This is a genomic window from Pseudobacillus wudalianchiensis, assembly GCF_001685015.1.
Lineage (GTDB): Bacteria > Bacillota > Bacilli > Bacillales > Domibacillaceae > Pseudobacillus > Pseudobacillus wudalianchiensis.
Genome location: NZ_MAYT01000027.1, coordinates 1 through 21,282 on the forward strand (window position 1 = coordinate 1; position 21,282 = coordinate 21,282).

Consider the following 21,282-nt stretch of genomic DNA (forward strand, 5'->3'; position numbering starts at 1 on the left):
GCTGTTCAGCTGTGACAGACACTGGAGAGTCTTCTGTGGAGGTTGTTCTGTAACCTCCACAGAAGACTCGAAGTGATCCGAACAGCTAGCGCCTGGAGCTGGACAACACGCCGTATGGCGTAAAGCAACAAACCAATGGCATGGTATTGCCGGTTACTGAAACATATTATCCAGTTTTGAAAGAACAAACTCTTTCACTTTTATACAGTCTGGTGGCGATAGCGAAGAGGCCACACCCGTTCCCATCCCGAACACGGAAGTTAAGCTCTTCAGCGCCGATGGTAGTGAGGGGCTTCCCCTTGTGAGAGTAGGACGTTGCCAGGCAAAACCCCTAAGGGGTTTTTATTTTGTTTACTTTACATAATCGGCCCCTTGGTCAAGCGGTTAAGACACCGCCCTTTCACGGCGGTAACACGGGTTCGAATCCCGTAGGGGTCACCATTTGGAGGGTTAGCTCCGCTGGGAGAGCAATCGGCTGTTAACCGATCGGTCGCAAGTTCGAATCTTGCCTGCGGAATTATTATTTTCTTGTTCAGAGGCAAAACCCTATTTCTCCGTAAAAGAGAAATAGGGTTTTTATAAACTACATGCGCCTTTAGCTCAGCAGGATAGAGCAGCAGCCTCCTAAGCTGCAGGTCAGAGGTTCAAATCCTCTAAGGCGCGTTAAAACACGGGAGTAAGTAAAACCTTCTGTGTTTTATTTTTATTTAAAGATGATTAAATTCATTTCTTATCGCTTAATTAAAAAATCGCTTTTGAAAAACTTGTATATTTCATTTTTTTGTAAACTTATTGCTTAAAATGAGCCAAGTCTCTCTGCTTTTCTCTGGCAAGTCCAGTATAATAAGAATTGTAAGTATTTTATGTCAAAAGGAGAGAGTAACATGGCGAAAAAAGGAAAAATCGTAATGGAGAACGGAGAAACAATCGAATTTGAGTTATATCCAAATGAAGCGCCAAATACGGTGGCAAACTTCGAAAAACTGGCAAACGAAGGATTTTATAATGGCGTAGTATTCCACCGTGTCATTCCTGGATTTGTTAGCCAGGGAGGAGATCCAACGGGAACAGGCAGAGGTGGCGCTGGCTATACGATTAAATGCGAAACAGAGGGTAATCCTCATAAACATGAAGCAGGAAGCTTATCCATGGCTCATGCAGGAAAAGATACAGGCAGCAGCCAATTTTTCATTGTTCATGAGCCACAGCCCCATTTAAACGGAGTACATACTGTTTTTGGAAAAGTAACATCTGGTCTTGAAACAGCTCGTTCCATGAAAAATGGAGATGTTATGAAGGAAGTTACTGTTTTTGAAGAATAAGATCTGTTTATTCTTCTTTATTGTGAAGAAGCGCAAAAAACCTTTCTCAATGAGAAAGGTTTTTTATTTTGAGCATCTTTTTATCAAATTAGAATAAAACGAATAGAGGGGCGCTTACATAAAAGGCTGAAGTAATAGAAAAACTGTCGAGAAAAAATTTCTCGACAGTCTTTTTTGTGTTTTAAGCCGATTTAGCGGCAGCTTCTATGGTATTCCGATGGAAGGTACAATACTTATTTGCTATAAATAGCATTCGATATCAGTCGGAACAGATAATCGGTATGATCCCGGAATCCTGCTTCTAAACCGATAAGGGTCACATCTTTATGATTATCTTTAACAATGACCGCCTTTCCTTCTGCTTCTGTCCGATTTTTCCAGTGGCCAGCGACAAAGAAGTCGTCAGAACTTTTATAAGTAGCTGCAACCGTATAATCTGCTGTATTCGTATACCAGGCCGGACGATAGACAAATCCGTAATCGGTTGAACGATATCCGGAGGTTAACGGAGACGGCTGGTAATCTACCATAACGATGCCGTTACTGTCTGATCCGCCTGTATTCACTCCTACACTGGCTAAGCCAAGTGTTTTTGTAGCTACGGATGCTCCTGCTCCAACAGCAATATATTTTCCGCCATTGTTTACAAATGCTTGTACTTTTTCTTTAAACTGCGCTGCTTGGGCACTCGATTCCAATCCAAACTCTTTGTTTGCACCAGTTAAAACAGAAATCAGGTTTTGTGATCCGCTATAGACAAACACATCGGTATCGCCAAGTCCGTTTATCGCCACGTCCTGCGGTGTTTTCTCTGATACGTTAAAGCCCAGTCGTTCCAAAGCTAATTTCGTTCCGGCATGAGATTGGCCTTTACTAATGCCTCCATCCCGCAAAATCGTTACCTTTAGATTAGTTAATAAAGTCGAATCTTCCGGAACTTTCGCAGTCTCTACTTTTAATCCAGACTCTTTTACGAGCTTTTTCAGAGCAGGGGTAGTGCCGCTATCGATATGGAAATGACCGCTTGGAGAGCGTTTTACGGCAAAACCGTTTTGGATTAGTGAGTTTGCGAGCTGCACCGCTTTAACGGAGGAATTAGGAACAACGTAAGGGCCTTTGCCAATCAACTCGCCGTCATTATTAATCTGTTGGACTTCACTTGTATGGACGCTGAAATTACTCTTGGCAGGCACTTCGACCGCTTCAAATCCCCACAATTCAGGAAGACTCCATGCAGATATATCATACATAGATGGAATGTCAGAAGAAATATCCTCTCCGTCCCAAAGCATGGTGTTTGCCAGTCCCGCTTTGGCTTGATCCATTTCAACTAGGTAGGTTCCTTTCGGGTAGGTCTTTCCGTTAAAAGAAAATTCCTTCTGCGCCTCACTTACCACTATATCGTTGGCTATTAAATGCTCAACCGCTTTTTTCGTTGCTGTTGGATCTTGTTTATCCACTGGAAGGATATAGGCTTTCGGGAAGAAGCCTTCTTTATGATAAGGGTGGTCAAAGTTGATTCCACGCTTGAACATTTCCATTTGATCTTTTACCATATCCACTTTGTTTTCGCTGGAATATTTCAGCGCACCCATCACGGCATCATACATCCATTGGACGCCATCCCAATCATTAGTAGGGGTTTCCAAAGTGTATCCGTAGGCTCCGTGGTACATGGCATACATTGGGGTAAAGATCGGCGGGTAATCATCCCATCCGTCTGAACTGTCTCTAAACGGAATTTCGGTGCTTGTCATTTTATGATAATCAACACCGGAAACGGCTGTGTTTGTATTTCTATATGTATCTTTGTTGGCGATAATCTCGGCTTCCATGGCTTCCGCTTGGTTCATAGCCCATTTTGTAAACAAATCATATTGATAGTTCGGATTATGCGGCGGTGTACAAGGTTCGATCAGCCCTTGTTTCGTTTTTCCGCGCTGCTTGACATATCCGTGGAGATCGAGGAACACCATTGGGTTCCACTCTGTAATCAGGTCAACCATCTGTTTTGTTTCAGGCTGGGAGCGGGTAATAAAGTCGCGGTTTAAGTCAATTCCGTTGCTGTTAAACCGAGTAGCGTTGATACGGCCATCCGGGTTTGCTGTGACATTGAATACGATAATATGATCTTGTAAAATTTGCTTCGTTACATCATCATTGTCATTGGCAAACCGCTCAATCAGATGGAGAATAGAGTCTGTTCCGGTAAATTCTGTTCCATGAATAGACCCATTAATCATGACAGGAATTTTCAAATCAGGATGCTTGTCTACAAAATCTTGTGCTTTAGCCGGGTTTTTAAGCATTTGTTTTCTTATGGCCTGATATTTTCCAAACTTTCCTTTTGCCTCTGGATCAGAAACCGTTACAACGAACATATCATGACCATCTGAGGATACACCCCGCTTTTCAATGGTGACACGATTACTATTTTGGGTTACTTCCTTTAGCTTTGCTTCTAGCTGAGAATATTTCACAAAGTTATAGTTTTCACTATTGAAAAGGCTTTCATTTTGTTCCTGATAAGAAGTTTCATAAACATTTACGTTGTGCCATTGAAACGGCGCTTCCGCCAAAACGGCATATGGAGCAGAAAGCATACTCATACTCAAAACTCCAGCAGCTATTTTCTTTTTCACATTTTTCTCCCCTTTTTCAAAATAGTCCCACTTTTCTCAGTATAAAACAATTTATTAACTTTCGTTATCAGACATTATTCCTGTTCGAGCTGCTTTGTGTAGTAAAAAAATCCTAGTTAGAAAGCGATCGCTTGTCTGATCATCTTTCATCCTCTATATAATTTCTTTATAAAAAGGATGAAAGGGGAGAGTTTCTTGCCCATCTGCTTATTGAATATAACCTTGAAGTAAAAATGATCACTATAAATCTGATTTTATTTTAAGTAAAAGTGGAAAAAGAAATAGATAAGTCACCCCTTCGTAAAACACGGCTCGCAGTCAATGTTTCATTCGATAGAATAGACACGTTTAAGAAAAAAGTGGTTGAGCATACTAGGGATTTGAAGTTAAGAAGCAAAAATGATGGATATATATCGTGTAAATAAATCAGAGGGCATGGGGAGGCTGTATAAATGATTGTGTAAGCCACTTAAAAAGAAAGAAGGGATGTTTAGTGAAATCATCCATTATCAAAGATGCTTTCAAGGTTAAGAAAACACCTTGGCCGCTGCGTAGAGCAATCGGCGCGGCATTAAGTGCTTCTCTCCCTGTATTGCTTGGCATATGGGTCGGAAACTTCTCCTATGGTTTACTGGCAGGGATAGGCGGATTTTCTTATTTATATGTATTCAATGAGCCTTATAAACACCGAGCCAAAAAAGTATTTTTCGTTATGCTAGGACTGGCTGCGGCGATAGGACTTGGTACACTAACAGCGCCTTCGCCTTTTTTATTTGCCATTTTGCTAGGGATTATCGGCGGGGCTGGTACATTTATTTTCGGTGCTTTAAAAATTCAAGGACCCGCATCGATCTTCTTTGTGATTATCTTTGCTATGACTTCCGCGATGGAGATAGATCCAGATGCAGCGTTAGAGAGAGCTTCATTGGTTTTCATAGGTGGAAGCATTTCTTGGGTTGTAGCCATGATTGGATGGTTTACAGATCCTTATCAACCTGAGAAGAAATCCATTTATCGCATTTACTTCGAGCTCTCTCAGCTATTAACCGCCATTGGAACACCAAACTTTAATAAACAAAAGGAAAGTACATTATTTTCTTTAAAAGATGCCGAGTCGACATTAGCATCCGGTTATGTTTCCTGGCGCAGTTCAGATGCGTTTAAGCGTTTATATATATTAAAAGAAATAGCACATAGTATTTGGGGAGATATTTTAGAAATAGAGGCGGAGGGAATCGAGGAGGTTTCTTCTGAATTGCTTCGTTTTTTTGGACAGGTGACACAATCACTTGAAAAAAAGAATCTGGTAGAGAGCCTTTCTCCACTTCAGATCGAAAATCTAAGTCCGCTAGAAAAACAGTTGCTCGCCAAAATAGAAGAGGTAAACGCTGTTATGCACGAGACTATTTTGAATGTAGACCAGGACATTCACTTATTCAAACAGCCGATTCAAAAACAGTTTGCAGATGCATTCGACAAGAACTCTGTCGTCTTTTTATCCTCACTTCGATATGCCATTGTTTTAGGGGGGGCCGCACTGATTGCCTTTTCTTTTGAATTTGAACGCTCCTACTGGATTCCTGTTTCATGCGGATCCGTTATGCTCGGTTCTACCATTATCAGTACATTTCACCGCTCGATTCAACGTTCAATCGGCACGTTGATTGGCCTTGTTGTCGCGGTTCTTATTCTTTCTATTGGGCCAGCCCCGGTTGTGGTTGCATTGCTTATAGGAATGTTTCACTTTTTAACAGAAACATTTATGGTGCGAAACTACGCATTGGCTGTTATGTTCATTACTCCTAATGCCATTTTAATTGCTGAAAGCACAACAAGAATTCAGGATTTTTCTTACTTCGCTGCTGCTCGTATCACAGATGTTCTCATTGGCTGTATCATTGGAATAGTGGGCGTTTTACTAGTTGGCCGACAATCTGCCTCAAGCCGACTGCCGCATTTAATGTCCAAAACGATTCGCAGTCAATCACAGCTGTTTTTTAAGATTTTTTCTGATAATGTTCCTGAACAAGCACACAAGGATCGTCGCATTCAAAATAAAATGAGAACAAACTTAAACAATCTGCGAACGGTTTACGGAACAGCATTAGGTGAAATTCCTAGTAATATTGCCGCCTTAAGTCTTTTATCACCCGCTATATTCTCGATGGAGCAGCTTGGCTATTTTTTAGAGAACGCTACCCGAAATGGAGTCAAAACAGCATTACCTGAAAAAGAAACTGCCCAATTTTTATACATTTTCGAGACTCTCGCTCAGTCAATCGAACAACAACAATTACTTAAGACTTTTAACATTCCTGTTATTCTAAAGCATACTAGAATTCATCAAGAAATCGACACACTTCAGGACACAATCATCCTTATTTTAAATCAGCAGCAAAATAGTGAAACAGATGATGGTAAGGGAGTATAAGGGGGATAGGAAGGAGTCAATAAGAAAACATTCTCCACTTTAAACAGTGAAAAAGTGGAGAATGAAACGTGTACTTTTTGGTATGTTCTATATTTTAAAAACCCTTATCACTATCAGATTCTACAAATTCTTTAAGAGCGAATAGCTTTTTATCCCAGTAGCTTTCAAAAAAAGCGAGCCACTGCTTTATTTCTAATAGAGGTTCTGGCTGGAGCTTATACCGAGTTTCTCGTCCAAGCTTCTTGCTGCTAACAAGACCAGCATCTAGAAGAACGTGCAAATGCTTGTTAACAGCTGTACGGGTTATAGGGAAACAGCCTGCTATAGAAGCAATCGACATTTCCTCGTTAGCAAGTAAGGTAAGCAGCCTCCGGCGAGTAGGGTCAGCGATTGCTTGAAATATGTCATGCTTTAGCGCTTGCTTAGCCAATTTAAGCCTCTACATAGTTAACGAGACTCTTATTGACGATTCCTTCCCATCCGCTATCCATAATTCCGCGAATGACTGAATGGGGTTGTCCAAATTCAGTAACTTTAGACTCATCCCAGCCAGAATGAACTAAAGTGAACTCTGTCTTGGCATCTTCTAATTTTTCTAGCTCAAATGAAAGGTGCCAATCTTTCCCCCAGTTAAAGCCTACCCGGTAGGGAGGATCGATTTCTGTTACTTTGCAAGGTGAATCTCCAAATTGACCTGCATGAAGAATAAAGTCCTGTCCGACGATAGGTTCAAAGGTATTTGCCATCCACCATGCGGCTATACCCTCTGATGTGGAGACAGCTTTCCATACTTTTTCAATTGGTGCATTTAGAATAACGGTTTTGCGGATTTCTTGCATTCCTATACCTCCTCGACTATATAACACCTAAAAGTGTCACAATAAAATTATTATGACACTTTTAGGTGTTATTTTCAATCATAATTGAGAAATAAGGTTTTGGGGAATGCTAGCCTCAATAAGATAGGTGGGTGTGGCGATTTAGTTTTTCACTTATTACTCATGATGATCAATTTGTGATTCAGCCATTTCTTTTATTCCTTCCTTTTAAGAAGGACATATATACTAGTCCATCTAGTTAGGTGAATGTAACTAACTATTTGACCAGTTCCTGCCCCTTTCGACAATCTTTGTCAAATGGTTTTCATTTTTATAGAAATAAGGTCATGACACCTGTAAATTTTTTGTGTTTTTTGTAAACTCATTCGAGTTTACTCCACTTATAAAATCATGAATAATCGATTGAAAGTACAGCTGTTTAAAACTAGGAGGGATTAGATGAGGAAGAAAAAAATGATGTCTGCCTTGCTAGCAGCGGGATTAGTATTAAGTGTCCAAGGAGCCTATGCACAAGGACCAGCCGCTGCACCAAATGTACATGCATCCTCGGCTTTTGATAACAAGATTATCAAAAAAATTAACGCCGACAACATGTATAATACGATTGCCTTGTTATCCGAACAGCCTCGGGCAGCAGGGACCGATGGAGAGCTAAAAGGGGCAACATACATAAAGGGCAAATTTGAGGAATATGGCTACGAAACGGAACTGCAGCCGTTTAAATTCTATGAAGCAGTTAGAAATAATGTGAGCGGAACATTAGAGATCGGCGGACAGGATTTAAAGCCTTATGTTGCCTCAGGCTCGTATAGCAATGATGTGACGGCTGAAATACTACATGTCGGCAAAGCCTTTGCTGGTACGGTTCCGGATGAAGTGAAAGGGAAAATTGCCTTGGTAGAGCGCGGGGATAACACTTTCGTTGAAAAAGTTCAAAACGTTCTCGATAAAGGGGCGGTTGGAGTCATTTTTTATAACAATGCTGGTACCTCTAATGTATTCGGACAAGCAGCTTATGGCCAAAACATTCCTGTCGTTTCGATTACTAGAGCGCAAGGACTGGCATTAGCGGAACAATTAAAAGCTGGTCCAAAAACGGCCCACCTTAAAGTAACCGGCTCAAGCATGGTAGAAAAAACTTCTTATAATGTCATTGCGAAAATGAAGCCGCACAAAAACAAGGATACAGGCCAAGTTGTAATGATTGGTGCTCACCATGATTCTGTTCCAGGAGGTCCTGGAGCGAATGATGATGCCTCAGGAGTATCGGCAGTACTTGAGCTGGCTAGGGTGATGGCCAATATGCCAATTGATACAGAGCTGCGGTTCGTTACGTTTGGTTCGGAGGAAAAAGGATTATTAGGCTCCTATCATTACGCAGGAACATTGAGTGACAAAGAAGCAGATCGAATTGTGGCTCATTTCCAAATGGATATGATCGGCAGCAAGGATGCAGGCGGCAATAATAAAGCTAATGGATTGATCATGTACACGATTGATGGAAAGAAAAACTTAGTAACCGATTTGGCTTCAGCTGCCGGCTCAAGAACAGCATTAGGCGAAGCGGTTCCGTACGGCCAATTGGGCAGAAGTGACCATCAGCCATTCCATGAGCTCGGAATTCCAGCAGCCTTATTCATCCACTCTCCGCTTGAGCCATGGTACCATACACCAGCAGATACAATTGATAAAATTGATAAAAATAAGCTGCAAGAAACAGCTGAGGTTGTGGGAGCATCCGTCTATCAAATTGCTCGGCCAGATACGCCAGCCTTAGAGCATTCCCGAGTTGCTCCTCAGCCAGTCGATTACGACTTTGAAAATCGCCCGCCTGGTGCATAAGAAATAGGGAAAACCCTTCTTCCACTGAAGTTTTATTCAGTATAGGAAGAAGGGTTTTTATTAATGCCCTTTTTATAAAAATGAAAGGGTTAAAAAACGAAAAGTGTAAGCCGATATTATAAATAAGGCTACAGCGCTAACCTTAAAAAAGATAGTCATTTTTCCTAAGATGGTGAGTTTGCTTAAATTCCAACTTACTTTTAAACAGCCGAAACAAGATTGATTCTCAAGCGCTAGGAAAACACATGCTTCTAGAGGAGGTGTTGAAAATATACAAATTAGCCAAGCATCCGCCATCTCCCTAATTCTTTTTTTCTTATTAAAGAATTACATACTATTCTCGTAATTTTTATTTTATCGCCAAGACCTTAAAAATTAAGCTAGCTAACTGGTTAAATAAGGTTTACGTATTGTTATTTTTAAAAACATGTAAAGCAGCTTTTTTGGTATTAGGCTAAAAGGAGTTTTTTATGTGGGAAAGAGACTGATCATGCTTTCTATATTATTATGGATTGGGAGTTTTACTTTTTTACCGAGTGTAGAAGCGGCCGCAGCTAATAAAATTCATACAGTTTCTTCAAAGGATACGATACAATCCATTGCAGCGAAATATAAGATTCCTGTTCAACAGTTGATGAAGGCTAATGGCTTGCCGAACACTAAATTGTATACAGGACAAAAGCTGCAAATACTAAATAAGCCTTATACCTCCTCGCAATATCAATGGCAGGAGAGAGGAAAGCAGATTGCAAATTATGCCAAAACATTTGTTGGTTTTAAAAAAACCATAGGAGAAGAGTCACCTAACAAGGGGTTTGACTCTAGCGGGCTTCTTTATTGGGTGCTCTCTCAAGAACGTCTTCCGATAGATCGGTTGACTATAGATGGATTTTACAACCTGGGAATGGATACGAATGCACCAAAACCCGGAGATCTTATGTTTTTTGTGGAAAAAGACAAGTCAGGTAAAGTCAAAGAGATCGTAACCGGTGGAATTTATCTTGGAAACAATCAATTTGTTCATTCAGGTATAGGAGCTTCGACTGTCCAAATTAAAACGAGAAATGACAAGTCTTTTGCCCAGTACAGTGTTGTGTATAAAACCTATACTCCTAAAGGGGAGCATGTCGTTCAGAAGGGGGAAACACTCCAAAGTGTATCGGCTAAATACCGTATATCAATGGCTGCTTTAAAAAAGCAGAATGGTTTACCTTCTAATAGTGTTTTGCCTGGCCAGTACCTCCAGGTATACAGTAATCCACTATTTCCTTTTTACTTAAATGCCGATCCTTCATACGATAAAGCTTACAACATCATTAAGTACGCCTATACTTTGCGTGGGTTTTCATATGTGTGGGGAGAAGAGAACCCTACTGAAGGAATGGATTGCAGCGGATTTATTTATTGGGTAATGAAGCAGCAGGGTTTTTCTGTTAAGCGAGACACCGCTGCCGGATACTCCGAGCTGTTATCGGAAATTAAGGAGCCAAAGGTAGGGGATCTGGTATTCTTTACTGAAACAGGAGGACGAGCAGGTATTACACATGTGGGGATTTACATGGGGAATGACCGCTTTATTCACACAACTACCAAAGCGGGCGTCCATATTTCCTTGCTTTCCTCTAAGTATTTTGCGGAGAAATTTCATAGCTATGGAGATGCCAAAGCACTTTTTTATTAAAAGAATAAAAGGACTTCCGGATTTTTCAGGAAGTCCTTTTATTCGTTACTCCAGCTCTTCTTGTTTATATTTTAAGGTAGCTTTTTCTAAAGCTTTTACAAATGCATCATATCGTTCTGTTTGTTGTTTTCTATTGTTCATGGCGAAATCATGATCTTTGAAAAAACTCTTTCTTAACTTTGTAGACAATTCTAATTGAACACCTTGTTCTAACTCACTTCGATTTACGATGTTCTTTTTATTTGTTCCTTTGAGATGCTTAGGGGCTTCTTCTATTTGAAATCCTTCTTTTTTCAAATATTTCTTCACCATTTTTTTATAAGCTTCATTTCTGCCGCCAATGTACACGTTTTCTCTCCCTGTGTCATGATATCCATGTAAAGATAAAATAGTTTTTGCTTTTTGAGCCATACGAATCGCGGTTGGTTCGTCATATAAGGTGGAGGTAATGTGAAGCTTTCGATTGTCCTTCGGTTTCAGTGCCTCGAATATATATGTGCTGGCGTTCAGTTTTTCTCCGAGATCGGCGGCTATTTCACCGGTGCCAATTTCTATATTTCCTCCATGTATCGCCATGATAGCTATTTCGGGTTTGCGGTGAGAGGCTGTAATCCGATAATCTATATTTTCCCGTTCATATTTCTGTAATTCTGTGAAGCTCCTATATTCCTTTGGCTTTTCCCTCAAAGTGATCCCAACACCAATCAAAAGTAAGAGTATGCAGGTACCAATAAGTATTTTCCGTATCATTTAGAAACTCCTTGCCACCAGTCGATTCATAAAACAGCACTATAACATAAAAAGTAGGGAAATACCCTACTTTCTTTTTATCTTTGTACGTTTGTATGCTGTTCAATTTTCTGTTGTTCATCACGCGTTAATGTATCAGTGCGTTTAAACACATTCATTGTTGTTAGCAGTGCACCTACAATCACGATAGGCAAAATCCATTTAATTATTTTTTTTGCTGCGTTCATTTCCTTATCTCCTTATTCTTGTTGTTCTGCTTTCCAGCTGCCATTTCGCCTCGGGTCTCCCGCTCCAGATATCGTGTTGTTTTCTTCATTTTTAAGAAGGACTTGTACTCCCCCGTAATACATAGGGGAAACTTTATGAACAATTTCGAATCCATCCTTTTCTAATGCCTTCGTTGTTTCCTTAGAAAATAAGAACTCTGTATAAATAATGTTATGACTGAAGGCAAAACGACCACGATCTATAATAGTTTGAAACGTATTCTCTTCCGTTCTATATGAGTAAAGGACCTGCATTAATATTTGGGGAATTCTGTTCCCGCCAGGTGAGCCAATTCCGATTGTCTCTTCTCCTTGTTTTTTCAATACAGTTGGAGCTGTAAAGGTTCTTGATCGTTTAAAGGGTTCTCGGGCATTTATTCCACTTTCGCCAAAGTTTTTTAACTGGTCATTGAGAAAGAATCCATTTGTATAGTTTCCAGAACCGAAAAAGTTACTAAGTGTGTTTGTTGCGGAGACGACTGTACCCTCTTTATCGATGACCACAAAGTGAGTGGTACTTTCGTGTTCTTCGAGATTATTCCTTTCGTTTCTCAAACGCCCACTTTGGATATCGTTTTTCAATTTAGTTATATGGTCATTTTCTATCAAGCGTTCGGCTCTTTCAGCATCGACATCGTCTGCGATATGCTCAGCGCGCTCTTCGTAAGCTGTTTCTACAATAGCTTCCATCTGTTTCAAGTATTTTGCTTCACTTGGAGACTGACTGAGGTTTGTTTCCTCCGCTAATTTCAACATTTGCAACAGAGTAACTCCGGAAAATGGGGGAGGGGCCGTATATACATCGTATCCTGCATATGTACCTTGAACAGGCCGGCGTTCTTTCACCTGATATTTTTTCAAATCCTTTAGGGAAATATTAGTCATTCCTTTTATACCCTGGGCGATCTCACCTTTATAAAATCCATCCGGTCCCTCTTTTTGAATGATTTTTAATGTTTTGGCAAGGTCCTTTTGGATAAGAGTTTGACCTGGTTTGATTGCTTTGCCGTTAGGATAGAACAAGCTAGTCTCACTTGAATACACTCTTGATTTTGCGTTTGCTAAACGTGCGTTTAACCCCTGGTCTACTCTAAACCCGTTTTCTGCGTAGTCAATTGCTGGCTGCAATAAAGTTTTCATTGTTAAGCTCCCATATTGATCGTGCGCATATTGCATGCCAGCCACTAAGCCTGGGATCCCTGAGTAAGATTCACCTTCTGTAGTTGACGGAGCTGTTTCACGATAATCGATAAAATGGGCCTCTCCGGATACAGGAGCAATCAGCATGCCGCCGCCGCCGCCGAGCCCTGAGCCAAATGGCTCGACTACTCCTAATACATAAGATATCGCAATGGCTGCATCAACAGCATTTCCGCCATTTTCTAGTACACTCATTCCCGCATCTATAGCAATGGGGTTTGAAGAACTTACGCCGTAGGGCTCATTTGTTTTCTTATCCCTTGATTTAGTAGAGTCAGGAAGGGGAGAGGTACTAGCACATCCCGCTAGATTGATTAATAAACAAATTAGAACAATCAGCTTCCCAAGAGTATGAAAGTTCAATTCGTTACCCCCTCATTGTTTTCTTCCTCATCTATTGATTTGCTTTTACTTGCGGTTCGTTTCTTTTTCTTTCCGACTTTTCATGTGGTCTATTACATGCTTGTGATTCACAATAAGTTCTAAATTATTTTCTTTTTTAGACCAAAGTACGTTTTCTGCTGTTTCTTTTGTTAATTGTCGATAAACTCGTTTCTTATCTAAATAATTAGTGGCCGGTCTTGGGGCTGCTTCTTCAATTTGCATAGGTATCACATCAATTGATGCTTTTCCATTATCGTCTAGATTGTATTGGACCATAGCCGAATCTTTTGTACGCGTCCATCCTTGATCGAATACGAAGTTTCCTAAGCTGTAGAAAATAACACCTTGTTTATATACATCAAAGGATTGCAGGACGTGAGGGTGATGTCCTATGATGATATCCGCTCCAGCATCTACCATCGCTTTTGCGAGAGCTTTTTGACGCGGGCTTGCCTCCGTATCATACTCTTGTCCCCAGTGGACATTCACTACAACCAAATCTGCGTTTCCTCGTTCAGAATCTTTTGCTTTTACAATCATTTCAAAAAGCAAGTCTGGGTTCGTGCTTAATAAACCATTTTGTTCGCTTGTGGCAATAGAGCCTGAGGTGAAGGTATCCGTAAATCCTAAGGTCGCAACCCGAACACCGTTTACATCCTGGTAATTGATTTGGTTCTTAGCATCTTTGCGGTTCCTTCCAGCTCCCACGTAATCTATATTTGAGCTTTCAAATACATCAAGTGTATCTTGCAAACCCTTTTCCTGATAGTCCATTAAATGGTTATTTGCCAGATTCAAAACAGTAAACCCTGCGTTTTTAACGGTCTTTGCAGCCTCAGGATTCGTGTGCAAATGAATACTTTTATCAGCTTCTGAGTAGTTTGATACTTTCTCTTTTAAAATAGGATGTTCAAAATTGCCGCTTACATAGTCTGAGTTATCAAAATAAGGCCTCACATATCGGAATAAATAATCGGATCCTTGCCTTTTTATCACTTCTTCAACATGTCGGCCCATCATCACATCGCCTACCATTGTCATGGTAAGGAGCTGACCTTCACGAGGACTCACGCTTTTAACTTCTTCTGTTCTCCCCATCCAGGTTGTCGTGGCCAATGATACAATTAAAAGGGGGGCTGCGATCACAGCATACTTGAAATTTTTAGTCTTTGTTCGCTTAATAAAACTGAGTAGTTTTTCTTGGAAATTTAAAGTTCGTTTCATAGTATGCACCTCAGAACAAGTAGTACACGTTCATGAGACCGAATGTTAAACCGGATAACAGAAGCGTACTGCCAATGGTTAATGGCATTCCTTGTTTTTGAATCGTGTTTGCTATCAGCCCTGGTACGATAATACCGATACCGCGAAATTCAAAGATTTCAAACGGCATAACAGGATAGAAGTAATCAAATAACAGCTTCAGGCACATCCCTGTAATCAGCATAGCTGCAAATTTTCTTCTGCCGTATAAAATAACCCATCTTGCTACCCCGTGAGTGACAATGAGGTATGTTAAAATGCTGATTAAAAATACTACTAACATAAATGTTGGCTGATTAAAAACCAACGCTAAATATCCTGGTACAACAAGTCCTGCTGGCAAGACTCCTGTTTTTTCCGTGAAAATAAGGCTTAGCGTAACTCCCAGCACCAGTGCCACATATAAATCTGATCCAAACATTAATGTTCCTCCTACTTAGCTTGCTTTTTGCACTGTTTTTATTTCCATAATGGCGTCAATTAATGGTTCCGCTGCACCATGAATATTTCCTACACCATATAGGATGCGGTTTTTTAAGTATGGGCTAAGACGATCCATAATCTCATCTGTTGATTGTTCTTCTAAATTCCAATACTCTTTCGTGTCTAAGAGGCCTTGTTCGAAAGCTTCTGTAATTGGTGTGGTTGTCTCTCCAATTGCAATGACTACTTCAGCTTTTATGTAAGGAAGCACGTCTCTAGCGAATTGTTCAGTGCGGTCTACACGATCTGGACGACAGTTCATAATAACAATAGGAGCTTCCGTGCTATAACCTAATGTGCTTACACGTTCCCAGATTCTTAAGGTGGACGAGGCATCATTAGCGGCAAACCCATTTACAAAAAATGATGGCTGTACTTTGTCCCCAAATTTCGTAATACGCATTGCTCCTGGATCAGGATGCGCATTTAACATGCCGCGAAACGCCGTTTCTTGATCAATACCAAGCGCTTCCGCAACCGCTAAAGCGAGAGATGCATTATCAGGGAAGACCATATAATCAAATTGCCGTAAAAACTCTTCGGAAATTTTCGAATTATCAGCTAAAATTACTTTTGTGTTACGTTCCTCGGCGACTTTCCTAAAAAAATCCAAATATTCACTTTCAATCGTGATTAAATAACCGTTATAGGGAATTGTTGCTGTAAAGGCTTCTGCAACCTGATCCAAGGTAGGCCCCATTACATCCATGTGATCTTCCAATACGTTAACGATAACGCCTATGTTTGCTTGAAGCATTTTATTTTGAAAGGTTAATTGATAGTCAGGCTGAACAGCCATGCATTCACACACAAGTGCCTCTGCGCCCAAATCAGCTACTTCTTTTACTACACGGCGCTGTTCCCCAATATTAGGGCCTTCCAGTCTACGCTTTATCGGTTTTTCGTCATTTGTAAACCAATAAATCATTCTTGCCGATGTACCAGTCGTTTTACCCACTGTTTTATAATTAGCTTCTTGCACGACCCCTGTAATAAGCCGAGTTACAGTAGATTTACCTCGGATTCCATTAACATTTATACGAACTGGAATGGAATCAAGCCGCTTCTGATGCCGGCGTTGTTCCCATATGCCGTAGCCCAGTAAAAACAGGACACATATAGTTATAAGAGCCATTTCTTCTTTATCCTCACTTATTTGTAATTTTTCATCGTTATTAATAAAAGCCTACAACAGTTCAATTTCTTAAATCAATGGGAATTATTGTGGAATATTTTATTTTTTGGGTTTAACTGCAAAAAAATCATTTTATCAGTTAATAAAAGAAGAAAATCAATACAATTTTCCAGGTTTATCATTATAAATTTAAAGAAAATCATTACTTGAGTAAGTCATGCTTTTTATTTGTTAAGAAAAATTATTATATAAAAATAATAAATAAGAGATTTTAACAATAAAATAGCCACTTTTTTCTTCGGAATTAAATGATTTATAAAATAACCAATTTCCTCATTTACATTTTTTAGCTGACAATGATAAACTTCTTCAACTGCTGTACAATTAAAGATAAAGAAGAATAAAGGCGGAGGATGCTGTAGAAAATGCGAAAAGTGAGACTTCAAACAAAGATTTTAGGCTTGGTATTATCCTTAAGCCTCTTTTTAATTTTTATGTTAACGGCTTACTTTACTTATATGGAAGGGAAGCAGATTGAAGAAGATAGAGGACGCTTGGCTTTGGAATTATCAAAAACGATCGCCTCAATGCCAACGATTATTGACGCCTTTAAGTCGGAAGATCCGCCTAGCGTGATTCAACCGATCGTTGAAAAGATCCGCCGAGAAACAGGGGCTGAATTTATCGTAGTGGGAAATGCACAAGGAATTCGTTATTCCCATCCGCTCGTATCAGAAATAGGAAAGCCGATGATTGGCGGCGACAACGAACGAGCTATCCAAAAGGGGGAATCTTACGTATCCGAAGCACGCGGCTCCCTCGGACTATCTATGCGGGGAAAATCACCGATAGTTAATCAGAATGGAGACATTATTGGAATTGTTTCCGTTGGATTTTTAGTAGAAAAGGTTCAGAAACAAATTTTCAAAGATCTATCGAAAGAAGTTGTTGTATCACTCATCGCCCTTGTTATATCTGTCGTTGGCAGTTATTTGCTTGCCAGAAGTATACGCAAGGATACGTTAGGGCTGGAACCTTATGAAATTGCTCGTTTATATAAAGAGAAAAATGCCGTACTTCACTCGGTGAAAGAGGGAATTTTAGCCGTTGATCGGGATGGAGTGATCAGATCTATGAATCAGCCGGCAAAAAAATTACTTAATATTAAAGAGTCTGTTCGCGACTTGAAGGTGGATGACCTATTTCCTTCTGTTTATTTGTACGAGGTGCTAGATTCCGGAAAACCCCAAATAGACAAAGAAATGCAGTGGGGGCATAAGAAAATTATTATGAATTGCACACCGATTCTTGACGGCAACAGAGTGAGCGGCGCAGTCGTCTCGTTTCGGGATAAAACTGAAATTGAGCAGATGGTTAATACGCTGTCAGAGGTAAAAATGTATTCTGAGGATTTAAGGGCCCAAACTCATGAATTTACGAATAAATTATATGTGCTATCCGGTTTGCTTCAGTTGGGTAAACATGACGAAGCAATAGACATGCTGCAAAGTGAGACAGCTGAACTGCAATCTCTTAATCGAATTGTCTTTGAACAAATTAAAGATACAAAAGTACAAGCTATTTTGCTGGGCAAGCTAGGCAAAGCATCTGAAAAAAAAGTAACCTTTGAAATAGATTCAGAAAGCTACTTAGAAACTTTGCCGAGCCATATAAAGCTGTCTGAACTCATTTTAATTCTAGGCAATATTATTGATAATGCATTTGACGCTGTTTCGGACAGAGAGAAACCACTCGTCAATTTTTTTGCTACTGATATTGGAGAGGATATTATTTTTGAAGTGAGTGACAATGGAAGGGGAATAAAATCAGAACATTTGACGCTCATTTTTGAAAGAGGCTTTACTTCGAAAGATGAAGAAATCCCAAGCGGTTATGGGCTTTCAAATACGGATTATGCTGTAAAAGAGCTAGGGGGTCTGATTGAGGTGCACAGTGAAGAAGGAAATACGATCTTTACAGTATATCTGCCTAAAAGACAGGGGGAAGAGAAGAATGACTAAAATAAGAGCCGTTATTGCGGAGGATGATTTTCGCGTAGCAGACATTCATGAAAAGTTTCTGAATAAGTTCAATGAAATAGAGGTGGTTGGAAAGGCGTTAAATGCAAAGGATACTCTTGAGCTGCTGAGTGAGCAGCAGCCGGATCTTCTTCTTCTTGATGTATATATGCCAGATCAGCTTGGGTCCGATTTGCTTCCGCTCATCCGTGAAAATCATAGACAAGTAGATATCTTGATGATTACCGCAGCAACCGACAAAGACATACTTGAAAAGGCGCTTCATTATGGTGTGGAACATTTTTTAATTAAACCGGTGAAGATGGAACGCTTTGATCAAATTATTCAAGAGTATCTTAATAAGTCTCAGCTTTTACGTTCTACACAGGAAGTAGATCAAGAGGTTGTGGATCTGATCTTTAATAAAGTTTCTCAACGCCCAGCCACAGTAACTCGGGGGGATTCACTGCCAAAAGGGGTAGATGAAATTACGCTGTCAAAGGTAAGAGAGGTTCTTTCCATAAGTAAGAAAGGTTTGTCAGCCGAACAAGCAGCTGAACAAATTGGAGCCTCAAGAACAACAGCCAGACGCTATTTGGAGTATTTGGTTTCTATTCAAGAATGCAAGGCTGAAGTGGTCTATGGGGTTGTAGGAAGACCTGAGCGAAAATATTATAAAATTTGAGGGTACCGGTCATCTATAAATAACGTCTTTTGCTTCAAGATAAAGTAGTTTAACAACAAGATAAGATGAATAGTTTTCATACCATCCATGTTTTAAATTTAAGATATAATATAAAAGTTCTTTTATATTATATAGGTAGGGGATGTAAGCGTGAAACAAGCATTAATTATTATTGATATGCAAGAAATCTTTTTTTTAGAGGAGAAAAATTACTTATATCAACACAAGACCTTGTTGAAAAATGTAAATAGGCTGATTAATTGGGCAAGAACAAAAGAAATTCCTATTATTTTTATTCAGCATACAGACTTGGATTCATCCGGTGATATGGCAAAAGGTAAATGTGCTTGGGAATTACATAAAGGACTGCATCGAAAAAGTGATGATATTGTTATTGAAAAAATTACATGGGATGCCTTCTATCAAACTACTTTAGAAGAAACTCTAAAAAAGCTAGGCATTGAACAACTAATTTTTGCAGGTGCTCAAACCGAGTTTTGTTTAGATACGACAATAAGAAATGCTTATAGTAAAGGCTATCAACAGAATATTTTAGTAGAGGGTACACACAGCACGTTAAATAGCAGTTATTTTAATGCAGAACAGATTATTCAGCATCATGAATCTGTATGGCATAATCGTTTTGTACAAATTCAGCCAATGAGTTGTACAAATAGTGAGTGTATTGTAGAAATTTAGAACCATTAGCAGTCGGTTTTTTGGCTGGAAAATTCTTTTAGACTTTTTCAATAGATCGGAACAGCTTGTATCATTGGAATGATTGTCATATTAGTTCCGAATAAAGAACATTCTTCACAATCCGAACAGCTTTTAGAGAATAAGAAGTCCCTTGAAGTTAAGAGGGGCTTTTTTTATTTGCCATCATCGACTATTAAAAAGGATCGTGAACAAAATGAACAAAACTTTCAAAATAAACTTAAAAAACAATAAATTGATAACGCTTACAAACAAAAGGAGACCGCTTACAATGTAATTAATTAGAACAAAGGGGTGGATAATATGCTTGCTGTATTAGGATTTTTAATGATATTTGTATTTATGATTTTAATTATGACTGGTCGTCTATCTGCTATGATTGCTCTTATTGTCGTACCTGTTGTATTTTCACTTCTAGGCGGTTTTGGCAGTGAAATAGGGCCCATGGCATTAGAGGGGATTAAAAGTGTGGCTCCAACAGGCATCATGATTTTGTTTGCTATTCTCTTTTTCGGTATTTTGATTGATGCCGGGGTATTTGATCCGATTATCCATACGATTCTCAAGCTAGTAAAAGGGGATCCTGTAAAAATTGCAATTGGTACGGCTGCTTTAGCTCTGTTTATTTCATTAGATGGAGATGGTACCACTACTTATATGATTACGATTTCGGCGATGCTTCCTCTTTACAAAAGGATTGGAATGAAGCCGCTCATATTAGCAGGAATTGCTGTTTCGGCATCTGGCGTCATGAATCTTCTTCCGTGGGGAGGGCCGACAGCCAGAGTGATGACTGCTTTGAATCTTGAAATGTCGGATGTGTTTACACCTGTTATTCCTTCCATGGTGGGCGGTGTTCTGTTTGTTTTATTTATGGCTTACTTGCTTGGCAAAAAAGAGAGAAAGCGGATTGGTGTTATCGAGCTGGACTTTCGCAGTGTGTCTCCGGAATTGGCCGCTACTGCAGAAGATAGCCATCTTAAACGTCCAAACCTGATTGTTTTTAACTATGCGTTAACAGTTATTCTTTTAGCCGCGCTTATTACGGAATTGCTGCCGACAACTGTATTGTTTATGCTCGGGTTTGCGATTGCGATTACTGTGAATTATCCGAAGATGAGTGATCAGAAAGAGCGGGTGGCCAATTATGCGGATAATGCTTTATCGGTTGTTTCGATGATCTTTGCGGCCGGGATTTTTACCGGGCTTCTTTCTGGAACAGGCATGGTGGATGCCATGGCTAATTCGATGATTCAGCATATTCCAGAGGGAATGGGTTCTCATTTTGCTATTATTACCGCTATTATTAGTGCACCGTTTACTTTCTTTATGTCCAATGACGCTTTTTATTATGGCGTGCTGCCATTGCTTGCAAAAGCGGGCGCAGCCTACGGAATTGATCCTGCCATGATTGGAAGAGCTTCTCTTTTCGGACTCCCGGTTCACTTGTTAAGTCCGCTCGTTCCATCTACTTATCTTTTAGTGGGGATGGTTGGAGAAGATTTTGGGGCATTGCAGCGTACTTTCTTAAAGTGGGCATGCGGTTCGACAGCCGTGCTGATTATCGTTGCTCTCGTTTTAGGGATCATCCCTTTTTAACGTAGTAAGCTTCGAGATAAAAGGG

17 protein-coding genes, 3 tRNA genes and 1 rRNA gene are annotated in these 21,282 nt (G+C 39.9%); 12 read left to right on the forward strand and 9 right to left on the reverse strand.

Translation table 11 applies throughout. The features are described from left to right. The first annotated feature begins 208 nt into the window (after nt 1–208). From rrf to A8F95_RS13200, 5 genes are all read left to right on the forward strand, one after another. Nucleotides 209–324: ribosomal RNA gene (gene rrf, locus A8F95_RS13180) — 5S ribosomal RNA — on the forward strand. A gap of 42 nt (nt 325–366) precedes the next feature. After that, a tRNA-Glu gene (locus A8F95_RS13185) sits at nt 367–441 on the forward strand. 3 nt (nt 442–444) lie between these two features. Then, a tRNA-Asn gene (locus A8F95_RS13190) sits at nt 445–514 on the forward strand. A gap of 75 nt (nt 515–589) precedes the next feature. After that, a tRNA-Arg gene (locus tag A8F95_RS13195) sits at nt 590–663 on the forward strand. Nucleotides 664–884: 221 nt separating this feature from the next. Then, the gene (locus A8F95_RS13200) at nt 885–1,322 is read left to right on the forward strand and encodes a peptidylprolyl isomerase (RefSeq protein WP_065410935.1); all 438 of its coding nucleotides are present in this window, start codon (nt 885–887) and stop codon (nt 1,320–1,322) included. Nucleotides 1,323–1,555: 233 nt separating this feature from the next. Here the strand turns inward: A8F95_RS13200 and A8F95_RS13205 are convergent, their stop codons facing one another. Beyond that, entirely contained in the window at nt 1,556–3,964 is a 2,409-nt protein-coding gene (locus A8F95_RS13205) for a M14 family zinc carboxypeptidase (protein WP_245671320.1), read from the reverse strand. 493 nt (nt 3,965–4,457) lie between these two features. On the opposite strand from A8F95_RS13205, the gene A8F95_RS13210 reads away from it, so the two are divergent. Beyond that, the gene (locus A8F95_RS13210) at nt 4,458–6,395 is read left to right on the forward strand and encodes an FUSC family protein (RefSeq protein ID WP_065410936.1); all 1,938 of its coding nucleotides are present in this window, start codon (nt 4,458–4,460) and stop codon (nt 6,393–6,395) included. 94 nt (nt 6,396–6,489) lie between these two features. On the opposite strand, the gene A8F95_RS13215 is transcribed toward A8F95_RS13210, so the two are convergent. Together A8F95_RS13215 and A8F95_RS13220 are read right to left on the reverse strand one after the other, a co-directional pair. Further along, nucleotides 6,490–6,825: an ArsR/SmtB family transcription factor gene (locus tag A8F95_RS13215; RefSeq protein WP_065410937.1), complete on the reverse strand. Its 336-nt coding sequence runs from the start codon at nt 6,823–6,825 to the stop codon at nt 6,490–6,492. Between the two features lies 1 nt (nt 6,826). Further along, nucleotides 6,827–7,234, reverse strand: a complete 408-nt coding sequence (locus A8F95_RS13220; RefSeq protein WP_065410938.1) for an SRPBCC family protein — start codon at nt 7,232–7,234, stop codon at nt 6,827–6,829. A 438-nt stretch (nt 7,235–7,672) separates the two neighbouring features. Here A8F95_RS13220 and A8F95_RS13225 point away from each other — a divergent pair, with 438 nt between their 5' ends. Together A8F95_RS13225 and A8F95_RS13230 are read left to right on the forward strand one after the other, a co-directional pair. Beyond that, complete coding sequence (locus tag A8F95_RS13225; RefSeq protein ID WP_065410939.1) at nt 7,673–9,076, forward strand: M28 family peptidase; 1,404 nt, start codon at nt 7,673–7,675, stop codon at nt 9,074–9,076. A 472-nt stretch (nt 9,077–9,548) separates the two neighbouring features. Beyond that, entirely contained in the window at nt 9,549–10,757 is a 1,209-nt protein-coding gene (locus A8F95_RS13230; RefSeq protein WP_065410940.1) for a C40 family peptidase, read from the forward strand. 45 nt (nt 10,758–10,802) lie between these two features. On the opposite strand, the gene A8F95_RS13235 is transcribed toward A8F95_RS13230, so the two are convergent. The 6 genes from A8F95_RS13235 to pgsB all read right to left on the reverse strand — a co-directional run bounded on the left by A8F95_RS13235 (nt 10,803) and on the right by pgsB (nt 16,238). After that, complete coding sequence (locus tag A8F95_RS13235) at nt 10,803–11,507, reverse strand: poly-gamma-glutamate hydrolase family protein (RefSeq protein WP_077247360.1); 705 nt, start codon at nt 11,505–11,507, stop codon at nt 10,803–10,805. A 77-nt stretch (nt 11,508–11,584) separates the two neighbouring features. Next, nucleotides 11,585–11,734, reverse strand: a complete 150-nt coding sequence (locus A8F95_RS22515; protein WP_176713691.1) for a CapE family protein — start codon at nt 11,732–11,734, stop codon at nt 11,585–11,587. Nucleotides 11,735–11,746: 12 nt separating this feature from the next. Beyond that, the gene (locus tag A8F95_RS13240) at nt 11,747–13,336 is read right to left on the reverse strand and encodes a gamma-glutamyltransferase family protein (RefSeq protein WP_077247361.1); all 1,590 of its coding nucleotides are present in this window, start codon (nt 13,334–13,336) and stop codon (nt 11,747–11,749) included. Nucleotides 13,337–13,381: 45 nt separating this feature from the next. Then, nucleotides 13,382–14,581 (reverse strand): CapA family protein, encoded by a 1,200-nt coding sequence (locus tag A8F95_RS13245; protein ID WP_065410941.1) that lies wholly within the window; start codon nt 14,579–14,581, stop codon nt 13,382–13,384. A gap of 10 nt (nt 14,582–14,591) precedes the next feature. After that, a complete protein-coding gene (gene pgsC, locus A8F95_RS13250) occupies nt 14,592–15,041 on the reverse strand; it encodes a poly-gamma-glutamate biosynthesis protein PgsC (RefSeq protein WP_065410942.1) in 450 nt (149 codons plus the stop codon). A 15-nt stretch (nt 15,042–15,056) separates the two neighbouring features. Next, nucleotides 15,057–16,238, reverse strand: a complete 1,182-nt coding sequence (gene pgsB / locus A8F95_RS13255) for a poly-gamma-glutamate synthase PgsB (protein ID WP_065410943.1) — start codon at nt 16,236–16,238, stop codon at nt 15,057–15,059. 425 nt (nt 16,239–16,663) lie between these two features. Here pgsB and A8F95_RS13265 point away from each other — a divergent pair, with 425 nt between their 5' ends. The 4 genes from A8F95_RS13265 to A8F95_RS13280 all read left to right on the forward strand — a co-directional run bounded on the left by A8F95_RS13265 (nt 16,664) and on the right by A8F95_RS13280 (nt 21,257). Continuing rightward, the gene (locus A8F95_RS13265; RefSeq protein ID WP_065410945.1) at nt 16,664–18,259 is read left to right on the forward strand and encodes an ATP-binding protein; all 1,596 of its coding nucleotides are present in this window, start codon (nt 16,664–16,666) and stop codon (nt 18,257–18,259) included. Further along, nucleotides 18,252–18,941, forward strand: a complete 690-nt coding sequence (locus A8F95_RS13270; RefSeq protein WP_065410946.1) for a response regulator — start codon at nt 18,252–18,254, stop codon at nt 18,939–18,941. Before A8F95_RS13265 ends, A8F95_RS13270 begins: the two co-directional genes overlap by 8 nt. 150 nt (nt 18,942–19,091) lie before the next feature. Beyond that, nucleotides 19,092–19,640 carry an isochorismatase family protein gene (locus A8F95_RS13275; RefSeq protein ID WP_065410947.1) on the forward strand — a complete coding sequence of 183 codons (549 nt, stop codon included), beginning with the start codon at nt 19,092–19,094 and terminating at the stop codon, nt 19,638–19,640. A gap of 321 nt (nt 19,641–19,961) precedes the next feature. Beyond that, nucleotides 19,962–21,257, forward strand: coding sequence for a CitMHS family transporter (locus A8F95_RS13280; RefSeq protein ID WP_065410948.1), 1,296 nt, complete (start codon nt 19,962–19,964; stop codon nt 21,255–21,257). Nucleotides 21,258–21,282: the final 25 nt, after the last annotated feature.